General features: G+C 67.9%; 13 protein-coding genes. 3 read left to right on the top strand and 10 right to left on the bottom strand.

Features of this window, described 5'->3' with window-relative positions; translation table 11 throughout:
- Position 1: 1 nt before the first annotated feature.
- From LQ955_RS15610 to LQ955_RS15580, 7 genes are all read right to left on the bottom strand, one after another.
- A complete protein-coding gene (locus LQ955_RS15610) occupies positions 2 to 1,306 on the bottom strand; it encodes a ferrochelatase (RefSeq protein ID WP_390623494.1) in 1,305 nt (434 codons plus the stop codon).
- Between the two features lie 29 nt (positions 1,307 to 1,335).
- On the bottom strand, positions 1,336 to 2,136 hold the full coding sequence (hemQ, locus tag LQ955_RS15605) for a hydrogen peroxide-dependent heme synthase (protein ID WP_231025409.1): 801 nt from the start codon (positions 2,134 to 2,136) through the stop codon (positions 1,336 to 1,338).
- A gap of 49 nt (positions 2,137 to 2,185) precedes the next feature.
- Positions 2,186 to 2,539: a DUF3618 domain-containing protein gene (locus tag LQ955_RS15600; RefSeq protein ID WP_231025408.1), complete on the bottom strand. Its 354-nt coding sequence runs from the start codon at positions 2,537 to 2,539 to the stop codon at positions 2,186 to 2,188.
- On the bottom strand, positions 2,532 to 3,017 hold the full coding sequence (locus tag LQ955_RS15595; protein WP_231025407.1) for a phage holin family protein: 486 nt from the start codon (positions 3,015 to 3,017) through the stop codon (positions 2,532 to 2,534). Before LQ955_RS15595 ends, LQ955_RS15600 begins: the two co-directional genes overlap by 8 nt.
- Before the next feature lie 11 nt (positions 3,018 to 3,028).
- Positions 3,029 to 3,415 (bottom strand): hypothetical protein, encoded by a 387-nt coding sequence (locus LQ955_RS15590; protein WP_231025406.1) that lies wholly within the window; start codon positions 3,413 to 3,415, stop codon positions 3,029 to 3,031.
- 94 nt (positions 3,416 to 3,509) lie between these two features.
- Positions 3,510 to 5,129, bottom strand: a complete 1,620-nt coding sequence (locus LQ955_RS15585) for a protoporphyrinogen/coproporphyrinogen oxidase (RefSeq protein ID WP_231025405.1) — start codon at positions 5,127 to 5,129, stop codon at positions 3,510 to 3,512.
- Between the two features lie 152 nt (positions 5,130 to 5,281).
- Positions 5,282 to 6,532: a uroporphyrinogen decarboxylase gene (locus LQ955_RS15580; RefSeq protein ID WP_390623390.1), complete on the bottom strand. Its 1,251-nt coding sequence runs from the start codon at positions 6,530 to 6,532 to the stop codon at positions 5,282 to 5,284.
- 92 nt (positions 6,533 to 6,624) lie between these two features.
- Here LQ955_RS15580 and LQ955_RS15575 point away from each other — a divergent pair, with 92 nt between their 5' ends.
- The 3 genes from LQ955_RS15575 to LQ955_RS15565 all read left to right on the top strand — a co-directional run bounded on the left by LQ955_RS15575 (position 6,625) and on the right by LQ955_RS15565 (position 9,194).
- Complete coding sequence (locus LQ955_RS15575; protein WP_231025404.1) at positions 6,625 to 7,950, top strand: glutamyl-tRNA reductase; 1,326 nt, start codon at positions 6,625 to 6,627, stop codon at positions 7,948 to 7,950.
- A gap of 117 nt (positions 7,951 to 8,067) precedes the next feature.
- Complete coding sequence (locus LQ955_RS15570) at positions 8,068 to 8,766, top strand: GNAT family N-acetyltransferase (protein ID WP_231025403.1); 699 nt, start codon at positions 8,068 to 8,070, stop codon at positions 8,764 to 8,766.
- Positions 8,763 to 9,194, top strand: a complete 432-nt coding sequence (locus LQ955_RS15565) for an NUDIX hydrolase (RefSeq protein ID WP_231025402.1) — start codon at positions 8,763 to 8,765, stop codon at positions 9,192 to 9,194. The genes LQ955_RS15570 and LQ955_RS15565 overlap by 4 nt, the downstream gene beginning before the upstream one ends.
- 118 nt (positions 9,195 to 9,312) lie before the next feature.
- Here LQ955_RS15565 and LQ955_RS15560 read toward each other — a convergent pair whose 3' ends face one another.
- The 3 genes from LQ955_RS15560 to LQ955_RS15550 all read right to left on the bottom strand — a co-directional run bounded on the left by LQ955_RS15560 (position 9,313) and on the right by LQ955_RS15550 (position 14,112).
- Positions 9,313 to 11,106, bottom strand: coding sequence for a lamin tail domain-containing protein (locus tag LQ955_RS15560; protein WP_231025401.1), 1,794 nt, complete (start codon positions 11,104 to 11,106; stop codon positions 9,313 to 9,315).
- A 100-nt stretch (positions 11,107 to 11,206) separates the two neighbouring features.
- Entirely contained in the window at positions 11,207 to 12,103 is an 897-nt protein-coding gene (locus tag LQ955_RS15555) for a serine hydrolase (protein WP_231025400.1), read from the bottom strand.
- Positions 12,104 to 12,111: 8 nt separating this feature from the next.
- The gene (locus LQ955_RS15550) at positions 12,112 to 14,112 is read right to left on the bottom strand and encodes a M13 family metallopeptidase (protein WP_231025399.1); all 2,001 of its coding nucleotides are present in this window, start codon (positions 14,110 to 14,112) and stop codon (positions 12,112 to 12,114) included.
- Between the last annotated feature and the right edge of the window lie 58 nt (positions 14,113 to 14,170).

Here is a 14,170-nt window from a genome sequence, read left to right as displayed (position 1 = left end):
CTTACGGGGTCAACCCCGCGAGGGCCGGTTTGAAGCCGAGGCGAACGTTCTCGCAGCAGCCCGAGCGGCAGACGTCGTACCACGGACCGAGGGCCGTGAGAGCGGGGCGTTCGGCGGTGGGCACGCCGTTCACTCGTTCGAGAACCAAGTCAATCAGGCCGCTGACGTACTCGCGATGCACTCCGGGCGTCGGTACCCGAACACTGTACAAATCGTTATCTGCGGCAGTGTCGGTGGCTTCCCGGTCGAGATCCCATTTCACCTCCATGTGGTCGCTCACAAAACCGAGCGGCACGATCACCACGGCACGGATGCCCCGTGCCGGCAAGCCGGCGATCACGTCGTTCACGTCGGGCTCGAGCCACGGCTGCGTAGGCGGCCCGCTGCGCGACTGGAACACCAGCTGCCACTGCGGCAGTCCGCTCTCCGCGGTGGCCACGTCGGCGTCGCGCACCGCAGCGCCTTCGGCCGATGCCGGGCGGCTGGATGCCCGCCCGGCGCCCACCGCAGCCATCACCACCTCGGCAACCGCCCGGTGCTGAGCCTCGTAGGCCCCGCCCTCGCCGAACCCGCGCTCGCGCGGCCCCGACCGTTCGGCATCGGCCATCGGAATCGAGTGCGTCGAGAACAGCACCTCGACCTCGGTGGCCAGGTCGATGCCGGGCACGGCCTGTTCGATCTCGTCGAACGCCGCAGCAACCCCGTCGATGAACGGCGAGACGAACCCCGGGTGATCGAAGAACTGCCGCACCTTGTCGATCTGCAGCACCCCGTTCAGCCCGGTCTCGTCGAGAGCCTTGGCGTAGTCTTCGCGGTACTGTCGGCAGCTCGAGTACGAGCTGTAAGCGCTGGTGCCGATGGCGATGAGCTTCGTGAAGCCGCGTTCGTGCGCCTCAGTCAGCGCAGCCGGCAGGTAGGGTGCCCAGTTGCGATTGCCCCAGAGCACCGGCAGGTCGATGCCGCGCGAGGCGAGCTCGGCCTCGAGCGCGGCCTTCAGCTCGCGGTTCTGCTCGTTGATGGGGCTGATGCCGCCGAACGCGCGGTAGTGATGGGCGACCTCTTCGAGACGCTCGTCGGGGATTCCGCGGCCACGCGTGACGTTGCGCAAGAAGGGAATGACGTCGTCTTGGCCCTCGGGGCCGCCGAACGAGGCGAGCAGAATCGCGTCGTAGGCCGTCGGAACCTCGACGTGCTCGGGGCCCGATGCGGCTGCAGCAGTGGCGCCGCGAACGACGGCGGCGGTACCGGCGGCCTCGACGGCCTCAGCCGGGGTCTGCGCCGTAGCGAAAGCGGGCGCGGCAGTGATTCCGGTGTCGGCCACGCCGGGCAGATCACTCACTGCAACACCTCGACGATTTCGGCGGTGCCGATGCGGCGGCCGGTGAAGAAGGGCACTTCTTCGCGCACGTGCCGCCGAGCATCCGTCTGGCGAAGATCACGCATCATGTCGACCAGGTTCAGCAGATCGTCGTCTTCGAGCGCGAGAATCCACTCGTAGTCGCCCAGCGCGAAGCTGGCGACGGTGTTGGCGAGCGTGGTGCGAAACGCGGCGCCCTTCATGCCGTGGTCGCGCAGCATCTGGCTGCGCTCGGCCTCGGGCAGCAGGTACCACTCGTACGAACGCACGAACGGGTACACCGTGACCCAGCTCTGCGGGGGCTTGCCGAGCATGAACGAGGGCATGTGGCGTTTGTTGAACTCGGCGTCGCGGTGCACGCCCATGGCGTTCCACACCGGCAGCAGACCCTTCAGCAATGCCGTGCGGCGCAGCTGGCGCAGCGCCCACTGCAGGGTCTCTGGCGTCTCGCCGTGAATCCACACCATGAGGTCGGCGTCGCTGCGCAGGCCCGACACGTCATACCAGCCGCGCAGAGTGACCTCTTCGCTCTCGATGCTCAGCACGGCACCGTCGAGCTCTTCGACGATCGACGGAACGTCGTACCCGTCGAAGAACTGTGTCGAACCGGGGTTGCGGCGAAAGACGGCCCAGAGCGTGTAGGCGGTGACGGTGTCGCCGAGGGGTTCGCTGGTCGAGGCGATCGACGACGGCTGCAGTGCAGCGCCGTCAGCGACTGCGCCGGCAGAATCGTTCGAGTCGGCGGGGCTCTGCGCCCGATCGGGTGTCGGGTCTGTCATGTTCTTCTTTCTTGGCCGAGAGGCACGCCTGCCGGCCGTTGTCAGGCGCTCAGCGCCGAACGGCGCGGATGCCCAGCCATACAACGCCGCCCAATACCGCCGCCGCAGCGGCAGCCCCGGCGACGAGAACAGCGGGATTCTCCCGCTTGAGCTCTTCGAACTTCTCGGTGACTCGTGTTGCTGCGAAGCGAGCCTGCTTGGGCACGTTCAGCTTGAACTCGATGGCGTCGAGCGTGTCAGAGAGGTCTTTGCGGTTCTTCACCACGTCGAGCTTGATCTGGTCGCGTGTGCGCGTGTCGGCGGGCTTCTCGGGAGCGGGCGGCTGGTTCTTCTTCAGCCCTGCGGCCGCGGCTTTCGACGCTGCTCCGAGGGGTGCGTCGAGTGGTGCTTCGTGGTCACTCATGCGTCTCACCCAGTCCCTTGACGGCGTTCAGGTCTTTCTTGAGGCTCGTGATCGACTCTTCGGGCACCGGGGGGATGCCGCGTTTGATCGAGAGCACACCCACGAGAATCAGAATCGCCGCGATGACGAAGAGCCCGGCGGCCACGATGAGGGCGGCCAGCCAGGCCGGCAGTGCAGTGGCGATGCCGAGAACGGCGGCTGCAACCAGTACCGCGAACACGAAGAACAGCAAAAACAGCGCGGCCACGATGAGACCCGCGCCGACGCCGAGTTTGGTGAGCCGGCTGATGACCTCGGCCTTGAGCAGCGCGATCTCGTCTTTGACAAGAGCCGTCACTAGTCCGGGCAGCGCGGTGACCAGTTCGGCCAGCGACTGCTTGGTCTTCGGATTGTTCGTATGAGGCCGGGTACGACGCGTGTCGCCCCCGGTGCTCGGCTGGCCCGGTGCGGCCGAATCCGTACTGCGCGTGTCAGCCATGTCGCTGCCGATTACTCGGCGACCGTGGTCGAAACCGGGGGAGTGTGCGCGGCGTCACCGTCGACACCGGTCACCACGGCGCTGCCATTCGTCGTCGCGGCCCCGCCGTTGGTCGGGCGCGCCGGGCGCTTGGCGACCACGGTCACCTCGACGCTGCCCTTGTCGAGACCCAGCAGCTGCCCGAGCACCTTGCGAATCTGATCGGCGAGCTTGCCCGAGAGTTTGTCGACCTGCTGGTTGGCAAAACCCTGCACCTGGCCCACACCGGCCTGAACGGGCTGCGACGACCAGACCTTGTCGGCACCGGCTTTGATCTGCTCGTACCGCTGGCGGCCGGCTCGTGTTCCGAGAACGTAGCCCGCACCCAGGCCGACCACGAAAAGCAGCTTTCCGCGCATGATTACTCCAATCAGTCGTTGAGTCGCTCGTTGTGACGCTTTCGAGAGGGCGTGACCGCAGGGGTTACGCCAACTCTCCAGATAAATCGTAGCCCTATGAGCTGGTCAACCGGTGCGAGAGCTCCCGGGCCTTGACGCGTGCTCCATCGATGACATAGGCCAGCCCGGTTCCCGAAATCCAGGCTCCGCAGACCTCGAGCCCCGGATGCCCGTGCACCGCCTCGACCAGCCCGTCGACCCGCGCGCGGTGGCCGGCCGTCGCGAACGCAAGCGAGTCTCGCCAGTCGGTGAGGGCGAAGCCGCGCACCTGGCCATCGCCGAGCGGAATGCCGAGCAGTGTGCTCGCGTCGGCGAGGGCCTGGGCGAGACTGACGGGCGGAGCCGGCTGACCGCCGCGACCGTACGAGAGGCGCAGCACGTGGCGGTGCGGATGCTCGGCCTGCGCGTTTCGCGCGAGCCACGGCCACTTCGCGGTGGCGTGCGTCAGCGCCTTGGCCGCCACGTTCGTCACGTCTTCGGCCACGAGAACGCCGGTTCCGCGGGGCGCCGCGTCGAGTTCGGGGGAGTCGAGCACGATCGTGGCGAGGGTCACCGCGCTCGAGCCCGGCCACCGCTCGGTGCGGGTGACGGCTGCGAGATCAGCGCGATCCGTGTCGAGCGGGGCCTCGCCGCTCAGGCGAGCCTCGACGGAGGGCTTCGTCCCGGCATCGGCGATCGTTCGCAGCAGGTCGAGGGCGGAACGGAAGCCGGCCGCGATCATCACCCCGTGCGAACCGAGCACGCTGCCGTCGGTGAGTACGGTCATCCATTCGGCGGCGCCAGTATCAGCGTCAGCGGCAGAGCCGGCGGCAGCCGCCTCTTCGGGCGACGCGCTCTGCTCTGCGGCACGCGGACGAGCGAGTTCGACCCGCCGCACACTTTCGACGCCCACGCCCAGCTGGAGGTTGACGCCCAGGCGCTCGCAGTCCGCGACGAGGGCTTCGACGAGCCCATACATTCCGCCGTCGATGCCGCCGACCGCGGAGCCGGGCGCCGGGCGGCCGCCCCCGGCAGGATCGGCGGCGTCGGCGGGGGCCTGGCCGCGGCGCGCCAGCAGCGACATCACCGCACCCGAAAGCGAGCCCTGATTCGTCATGGCGGTGGTGAGTCCGGGGGCGACAGCCTGAACATCCACCAGGTCGGGGTGGGCGGAGTGCACGCCAGAGACGACCGGCGCGACCAGGCGGTCGAGCACCTTCCGGCCCATGCGGCGGCGCACGAGGTCGCCGAGGTCTGCCTCTTTACGAACGCGCACAAAGGGCAGCACGCGGTCGAGCTGGGCGCGGATCGCGCCCGACCAGCCCAGAATCACCCGAACATCCGTCGCCAGCGGAACGCCTGGGATGCCCAGCAGCGTGTTCTTCGGCAGCGGAGCGGCCTTGCCCTGCAGCTGCAGCCAGGCACCGCGGATGTTCGGCGTCACGAGACGGTCGCCGAGCCCCAGTTCGGCGAGGTAGTCGGCCACTGTGCCGCCCCGTGTCGCGAAGCTCTCGGCTCCACTATCGAGACGTATGCCCGCAACGGAATGTGTCGCCACGCACCCTCCCGCGGTCGCCGCCCCGTCGATGACCGTCACGGCGAACCCGCTGCGCGCCAGCTCCCGCGCTGCCACCAGCCCGCCGACTCCCGCGCCGACCACCACCACGCTCTTGCGCACAGTGCCACCCACGCTCACGCTCGTGCTCCTGCTCCTGCTCCTGCTCCGGGACCTGCTCCCGGGCCGGCTCCCGAACCCGCTTCGCGCGTCGAAAATGTACGGAAAGCGCCCGCCATTACAGCCAAATTCGACGCGCGAACGAAAGAGCGAGGGGTGCGAGCGGGCATGAGTCAGGTGAGGGGAGAGGAGTGTACGAACTCGACAAGGCGGGTGAGCACAGCGGGGTCGGTCTCGGGAGGAACACCGTGGCCGAGGTTCAGCACGTGCGCCGGGGCCGCTTTTCCGCGCTCGAGCACGTCGCGAACGTGCGCCTCGAGCACCGGCCACGGAGCTGCCAGCAGAGCGGGGTCGATGTTGCCCTGCACCACGACGTCGCCGCCGAGCCGGCGCGATGCCTCATCGAGCGGAATGCGGTAATCGACGCCCACGACGTCGGCGCCGACCTCGTGCATCGCCTTCAGCAGTTCGCCCGTTCCGACGCCGAAGTGCACGATGGGCACGGTACGTGTAGTCACGGGTGACGCGCCGGGGCCGCTCGCGCCGGAGCCACCCGCGCCGGGGCCGCCCGCGGTTCCGGATGCGCGTGCCGAAGCCCGCGCGGCCGGATCACTCGTGCCGGCAGAACCCGTCGCGCCGAATCCCGACGCCGTATACGTCAGCCCGTGCACACTCGACAGCGCAGCGGCAGATGCCGGCGCCACCTTCGACGTGTAATCCGCCAGCGACAGCGCCCCCGCCCACGAGTCGAACAGCTGCGCGGCGCTGGCACCCGCGAGAATCTGCGCCCGCAAGAATGCGCCCGTAATGGTCGCGGTCCACTCCATGAGCTCCGCCCAGGCCGCGGGGTCGGCGTGCATGAGGGTGCGGGCGGCGAGGTGATCCTTCGACGGACCACCCTCGACGAGATACGCAGCCAGGGTGAACGGGGCTCCCGCGAAACCGACGAGGGGCGTGTCACCCAGGGCAGCGACGGTCAACGCGACCGCCTCGGAGATCGGCGCCAGGGCGGCTTCGTCGAGAGGAGGCAGCGCACGAACATCCGCCGCCGTTCGCACCGGATGCCCGAGCACCGGCCCGCGCCCCGGAACGATGCTCACATCGACCCCGGCGAGCTTCATCGGCACCACGATGTCGCTGAAGAAGACGGCCGCATCTACCCCGTGCCGGCGCACCGGCTGCAACGTGATCTCGCTGGCCAGCTCAGGATTCAGGCAGGCATCGAGCATCTCGGTGCCCACCCGCAACTCGCGGTACTCGGGCAGCGAGCGCCCAGCCTGCCGCATGAACCACACCGGGGTCACGTCGCCGCGCACCCCCTGGTAGGTGGTGATGAGCGGGCTCGCGGATGTTCGGCCGCTCTGCAACGGATGCGCTTCGGGAAGCGCTGAGATGTCGCGGGCGAGTGCTGTGTCTGAAGTCACGCCATACAGTGTGTCAAAGTTTTCTGCACGCACGAATCTGAGTGGTTCTACATCACGTCAAATAAACACGCAAACGCTATTAGTATGAGTTGGTGCTGATCTGCCTGACTGCGAGCCATCGCAACGCGAGCTTCACTCTTCTCGAGAAGCTCTCTATCGGCGCACCGTCTGTCGCTCCTTCTCTTGTTGAGAACAGCGATTTCATCCAGGGTGCCGTGCTGCTGGCCACCTGTAACCGCTTCGAGGCCTACCTCGATGTCGACGAACCGCTGACCGCCGGCTGCGCGGTTGCCGCCCGCGAGGTCATCGACGCCGTGAGCGCCGCCTCCGATGTCGACCCGGCCGATGTCGACGTCGCCGTCACTGTGTTGTCGGGCGATGCCGTCGCCGAGCACCTGTTCTCGGTGTCGAGCGGGCTCGAATCCGTCGTCGTCGGCGAGGACGAGATCGCCGGCCAGGTACGCCGCGCACTGCAGACCGCACGCGTCGAAGGCACCACATCGTCGGCGCTCGAGCGGCTCTTTCAGCGGGCATCCCACACCTCGCGCGACGTCAAGACGAAGACGGGTGTCGGCGCAGCGGGCCGTTCACTCGTTCGCCTCGCCCTCGAGCTGGCCGAAAGTCGCGTCACCGATTGGGCGCAGGCCCGGGTGCTTCTCGTCGGCACCGGAAAGTACGCACGGGTCAGCCTGCTCGCCCTGCAGGAGCGCGGCGTCACCGACGTGACCGTCTACTCGCCCACGGCCCGCATCGCGCCGTTCGCCGCCCGCCACGACATCGCCCAGGTCTTCGACGACGAACTCGTCTCGACCATCGCGAACAGCGACATCATCGTCACCGCCAGCCAATCGCCCACCGTCGTGCTGACGAGCTCGCACTTCGTCGCCGCCGGCCGGGCAGCGGATGCCCTGCAGCGCCGCCTCGTGATCGACCTCGGTATGCCCCGCAACGTCGACGCCGCGGTCGCGCACCTGCCCGGCGTCGAGCTGCTCGACCTCGAGACGATCAGCCTGCACGCCCCCATCGACGAATTCGCGTCGACCGAGAGCGCCCGGGCCATGGTCGACGAGGCCGCCGCCGAGTTCACCGCCGCCCGAACGGAGGCCGCGGTTACGCCCTCCGTCGTCGCACTGCGCTCGCACTTCTTCGACGTGCTCGACGCCGAGATCACCCGCGCCCACGATCGCGGTGACCACACCCCCGAGACCGAGGCCGCGCTGCGGCACCTCGTCGGGGTGCTGCTGCACACCCCTTCGGTTCGCGCGCGTGAACTCGCGCGTGCCGGCGAGGGCGAGTCGTTCACCGCCGCACTCACCGCGCTCTTCGGTGTCACCCCCGAGGCGCCGGTCGCGCCCGTGGCTCAGCTCGGCGCCGCCGAGCGCGCGGCGCACCCGGGCGCCGACTCAGCCACCGCCTAGCCGATCGGCCCGGCCCGGGCGCCCTCGAATGCGCGCACGTTCGGCGCAACCGCACCCTTTCGAACTACCGCGCGTGCGCCGAAGTACCGCGCCTCGACGTTTTCGTAGACTGAGAGCATGCCGAAGGTCACCGTCACCGAACCGATTCACACCGAGCGGCTGGTGTTGCGGCCCTTCACGGAGACCGATCTCGACGACGTGTACGCGTATCAGAGCCTCCCCGAGGTCGTGGAGTTCATGCTCTGGGAGCTGCGCACCCGCGAACAGTCGCGCGAGCATCTGGCCCGCCGGCTGCCGATGACGAGCCTCGAGCACGACAACGACATTCTCGTGCTGGCCGTGGTTCTTCCCGGCGAACCGAGCCTGCGCGCCGACGACACGGGCATCGCGGGAGGCCCCGCCGGCGCCACCACCAGCAGCGTCACTACCGCTACCGCCGCCGGCGCCACCAACTCCGGCCCCGGCGAGACTACCCCCGGCCGCGTCATCGGCGACCTCACCGTGTTTCTGCGCAGCGTCGCGAACAAACAGGCCGAGCTCGGCTGGGCCTTCCACCCCGACTTTCAGCACAGGGGTTACGCCACCGAAGCCGCCGAACGGATGCTCGACTTCGCCTTCACCGAACTCGACGCCCACCGGGTCACCGCCGACCTCGACCCCCGCAACGATGCCTCCGCCGCGCTGGCCAAACGCCTCGGAATGCGCCAGGAGGCGCACTTTCGCGAAGACATCTTCACCAAGGGCGCTTTCGCCGACACCGCCATCTTCGCGATTCTGCGCAACGAATGGACTGCCCGCCGAGCGCAGCGCGCATGACCACGCCCGCGTCCGGCGGCGCCGCAGCACTGCCGCCCATCCGCGTCGCCGCCCTCGTGCTCATCCGCGAGCGGCGGATGCTCATGGTGACGGCCCGTGGGCGCGACGTGCTGTTCCTTCCCGGCGGCAAGATCGACACGGGAGAGACCCCGGTCGAGGCAGTGGTGCGCGAAAGCCGCGAAGAGGTCGCCGTCGTGCTTGATGAGCAGAGCATCCGGAGCCTGTTCACCGTGCGCGTGCAGGCCCACGGCGAACCGGAGGGGCGGATGGTCGAGATGACGTTGTTCGAAGCGACCACGCCCGACGACCCCACGCCCTCTGCCGAGGTCGACGCCGTGCACTGGGTCACGTCGGCCGATGCGTTCCGCTGCCCGCCGGCCGGCGTCGAGACGCTGCGCCGCCTCGCAGAACTCGGCCTCATCGACTGAACTGCCGGCAGGGCCGCGGATAATTGAGGAGATACTCGCCACCGCGCCACAGATAGAGATGGCGGGCCCTATGTCCTCAGTTATCCGCGGCGGCCGGCTTCGGCGCAGGCCCCGGGCGTCAGGCCCGAGCGCGCCGCCGCCGCACGATCAGCGCACCCGCGCCGGCCAGCAGCACGAACAGTGCTACCGCTGCCGGAACCACCGGCTGCGCGCCCGTGTTCGCCAAGTGCGCGGCCCCGGTCGTGCCGGTTGCCGCACCGGTCGAGCCCGATCCGGTCGAGCCTGCACCAGCAGGAGCCGTCGGCGTGGTGGTCGGATCCGTCGGATCGGTCACGACGGCGACGACGCAGTCGATGGTGCCCTCGCGCAACGAGTAGCCGTCGTCTTGATCGTCGTCGGCCCAGATGACGGGCTTGACGCCATTCACGCACAGTGCCTGGGGCGCGGTCACGAAACCCTCGTTGTTGAAGTCACCGAGGCCGGCCGGGCGGTTGTACACCGTGGTCACGGCGAAGTGACCCGCGTCGGATCCGGTCTGCGCGACATCGAGAACAGCGAACTGGCCGCCGCAGGTGTTGTCGCAGACCGCCCAGATTGCCGCCTTCTCGGGGTCGTACTGCACCTCCATAATCGACGGGAATCCGCTTTCGATCGTGGCGACCCGCGTGAACTTCGAACCGTCGGTCTGATCGAGCGCGTAGGCGTAGATCGATCCGGTGCCTTCGAGCCCCACGAAGTAGAGGCCGTCACCGTGGTTCGCATACGTGGCGGGGTTGTAGACCGCGCCCGTCTTCTCATCGACGAATCCCTTCGAGGTGAGGTACGAATCGGGAACGTACGCAATGCCCTCGAGTCCCAGGTTCGCTCCGACGGTAGGCAGGTCTGATACGAGGTTCCACTCGACAGCTGCCGTGAGCGAGGTACCGGCCGCCGAGGTGTCGTACCGCAGCACTGCCGGCCGGCTGATCTTGTTGTTGGCGTTGTCGCGCTCGGATGAGACGAACGTTCCGGCGTCGGTGTGCACCACACCCTCGGCGTCGACGTTGCCGGTGCCGTCGGTGTAGTGGAGCGTCTTTCCGAGACCCCAGCCGTTGTCGGTGGCGGGAACCCAGTTGTCGCCGCTCTTCTGCAGGCGGTACATGGCCGACGTGGTCGGGCCACCCGGGAGCTTCGAGACGTCTCCGTCACCGCCGCCATTCTGAACGGCCCAGAGCGTGTCGGGGCTGCCGTTCGCGCCGAGTTCGTAGCTCAGGCCGCTCATGTTGCTGCCGAAGAAGTTCTGCACGTTTGCTGTGCTGACATCGGCGCTGCCCGGCCACTGCAGGGCATCCGGAACTGTCGGAGTCGTCGGGTCAGTCGGGGGCGGGGTCGTGGTGGCGCAGTCGTTCGCGGCACCCTTCGTACCCGTCTTCGTGACGGCGAAGGCGCCGGTGCCGTCGGGGCAGCGGCCCCAGGTCGCGGGCGCGGCATCCGAGGCCCAGGTGAATCCGTCGACCAGGGTGGTGCCGTCGTTCAGGTAGAGCCGCGCGGCGTCGCCGCCCTTGCCGAGACCGAAGGAGTCCGCCACGTCGAAACTCGCGTAGCCACCGGCCGGGATGATCGTGCCGGCCGCAATCTCATAACGGTCATCGTTTTTGTTGTCTTTGAGCACGAGCCCCGAGGCGTCGACGGGAGCGGCGCCGACGTTCTTCAGCTCGATCCAGTCTTGCGGAACGCCGCTTGCGTCGACCTCGTTCACAACGAGGGAAGGCAGCGGGGTGGCCGCCGTGGCAGACGTGGCGGCAACGGGTGAAAGCGCGGCGAGCAGCGGAACGGCCAGAGCCAGCGAGGCGAGCACGGCCGTTTTCGGCCGCCAGGTGTGTGTCATGTGGTTTCGGCCCTTCGGGGAGCGGTAGACGATGTGAGCCTTCACAGGCTTCGTCTACTGTGTCGCGGCGCGGCGAACGCGAGGTTAACGCACGCTGAAGAGCTGCGTCACCGCGATGCGATACGGGAGCGCGGCGCGCGGAGCATCAGTACACGTACTCCAGAATGTCGGTGCCCAGCGTGCGCATGCCGTCGAGCACCGCGAGCCGGCCCGTCAGCTCCTCGTCGTTGAAACGCATGGTCACGGCGTAGGCGACACTCGCCCGCGGGCCGCGCAGCACTCCCGCTTCCGACCGGATGCCCGGGCCCGACCCGGACTTATTAACGAGCAGCAGCCCGTGGTCCGAGTGCAGGTGCGACAGAGGGTCGAGCCCGAACGCGCTCGACACCATCGACAGGTCGGATCCCAGCCCGAGCCAGGCGAGCACCTGCTGACTCGTGGCGACGTCGACAACGTGCCCCTCAGCCAGGTTGCGGAACAGGGTCGCGAGCTCGCGGGCCGAACCGACGGAGAAGTGCGGTGCGTCATCCGGCCCGCGAAAATCGCGCACCGTGTCGAGCAGAAACGTTCGCGACAGCCCGAGCGCCTCGCCGCGAGCCCGCACAGCGTCGAGCCCGATTCGCCGCAGCAGCACGTTGGTCGCCAGATTGTCGCTCGTCGCCCCGACTAGCACCGCCAGGTCGCCGATCGGCAGCGTCGGAACCTGCAGGTGCTGCCACAGCCCCATGTCGGCGGCCGAGTCGGCCACGGTGCGCTCCATGAGCCCGTGCGCCGAGGGGTCGCGCTGGGTCAGCCGGGCCGCCACCTCGATAAGCAGCAGCACTTTTCCGAGCCCGGCCGTGGGCACCGAGAGGTGGTCGTCGATGGAGAACAGCACCTTCTCGGTCGACACGTCGATGGCCGATGCCGTGATCTGCACACCCGACAGGGCGAGCTTCGTCAGCGAGACGAATCCCCGCCGAAAGGTGTCGGTGTCATGGGTCTGCGCCGACCTGCGGCCGCTGGGCAGGTCAGGCCGATCACTTCGCCGATTCTTTCGCATGGGGGTGTTCACCAAATGGTGACGCGCTCGTCTTCGGGCAGCCAGAGCTTGTCGCTGTCGACAACATCGAAGGCCTCGTAGAACTCGCCGATGTTGCGCACGATCTGGTTGCAGCGAAACTCGTTCGGCGAGTGCGGATCGATCGCCAGCAAGCGAATCACCTCTTCATCGCGCGACTTCTGCTGCCAGGCCTGCGCCCACGACAAGAAGAACCGCTGGGCACCGGTCATACCGTCGATCACCGGCGGCTCTTCGCCGTCGAGTGAGATCAAGTACGCCTTCCACGCTATGCCAAGCCCCCCGAGATCGCCAATGTTCTCACCGATCGTCAATGCACCGTTCACGTGCTGGTCGGGTACCTGCGCGGGAGCGAGGGCGTTGTACTGCTCGATGAGCGAAGCGGTCAGCTTTTCGAACGCTTCACGGTCTTCGGATGTCCACCAGTCCGTCAATCGCCCGTCGCCGTCGAACCGCGAACCCTGGTCGTCGAACCCGTGCCCGATCTCGTGGCCGATCACGGCGCCGATGGCGCCGTAGTTGGCCGCGGCATCTCGTGTCTCGTCGAAGAACGGGTACTGCAGAATCGCGGCGGGGAACACAATCTCGTTGAACCCGGGGTTGTAGTACGCGTTGATGGTCTGCGGCGTCATGAACCACTCGTCGCGGTCGAGTGGCTTGCCCACCTTGCCGAGCTCGCGCTGAAACTCGAACTCGCTCGTGGCGCGCACGTTCGCGAACAGGCTCTCGGCGTCGAGCGCAAGGGCCGAGTAGTCGCGCCACTTCACCGGGAAGCCGATCTTCGGCGTGAACTTGTCGAGCTTCTCGAGGGCGCGTTTGCGGGTCTCGGGTGTCATCCACGACAGGTCGGTGATCGACTGGCGGTAGGCCTCGATGAGGTTGGCCACCAGAACATCCATCGCAGCTTTCGCCGTCGACGGAAAGTAGCGTTCGACGTAGATGCGGCCCACGGCCTCACCCATGGCGCCCTCCACGAGCGAGACGCCGCGCTTCCAGCGGTCGCGCATCGAGGGGGTGCCGGTGAGGGTGCGGCCGTAGAAGTCGAAGTTCTCCTCGACGAACGCGGCGGGCAGCAGTGCCGCGGCGCCGTGGATGACCTTCCACGAGAGCCAGTCTTTCCACTGCTCGAGGCGGTCTTCGGTGACGAGCTCTGCCAGGCCCTCGATGAAGCTCGGCTCGCGAACGACGATCTCGTCGAAGACGCCGGCCGGGGCATCCAGTGCGTCGCGCCAGAGCGTGAGGGCGCCGGCGGGGGCGCCTTCGGGCTTCGATCCTTCGTAGAGGGCGAGCAGGTCGGCCCACGAGAGCAGGTTGTAGGTGGCCTGGGCGTCGCGGGTGCGAACGTTGTCCCAGTGGTGCGCGGCGATGGCGGTCTCGAGGTCGAAGACGTTCTGGGCTCGCAGCGGGGCGCTGCCCTCGCCCGCTTCGGCGCCAACGCCTGCGCCGGTGAGTTCGAACATCCGCTGCACGTGTGCGAGGTAGGCGACACGGATTTCGGCGAATTTGTCTTCGCGGTAGTAGCTCTCGTTGGGAAGCGAGATGCCGCCCTGGTTCAGAAAGACGAGGTAGCGCTCGGGGTTTCCCGGGTCGTTGTCGACGAACGTGCCGAAGAACCCGCCGACGCCCTGGCGTTCGAGCCGGCCGACGGTACGAACCAGGTCTTCGACGCTTTCGATGGAGTCAACCAGCGCGAGCTGCCCGTCGATGGGCGTGGTGCCGAGCTCTTCGATGCGCTCTTCGTTCATGAAGCTCGTATAGAGGTCGCCGAACTTGCGCTCTTCGCTGCCCTCTGGGGCGTCTTGCGCCTCGACGATGATCTCTTGCACGGCCTTCTCGGCGGCCTCGGCCAGCTCGTAGAACGAGCCCCAGCGCGCCTTGTCGTCGGGGATGGGCGTCTCGGCGAGCCACTTTCCGTTGACGTGCCGGAACAGGTCGTCTTGCGCGCGGGTGTTGGAGTCAAAATCTGCGGTATCGATACCCGAGTTGGTCATATCCCAACCCTACCCAGCCCTCCAGACATCTGGCTGGGTGCCTCCTGCCCCCCTCCCC

This window comes from Subtercola endophyticus (assembly GCF_021044565.1).
GTDB classification, from domain to species: domain Bacteria; phylum Actinomycetota; class Actinomycetes; order Actinomycetales; family Microbacteriaceae; genus Subtercola; species Subtercola endophyticus.
Note: the sequence above shows the minus strand (reverse complement) of the source record. Positions and strands in the feature narration are given on the sequence as shown.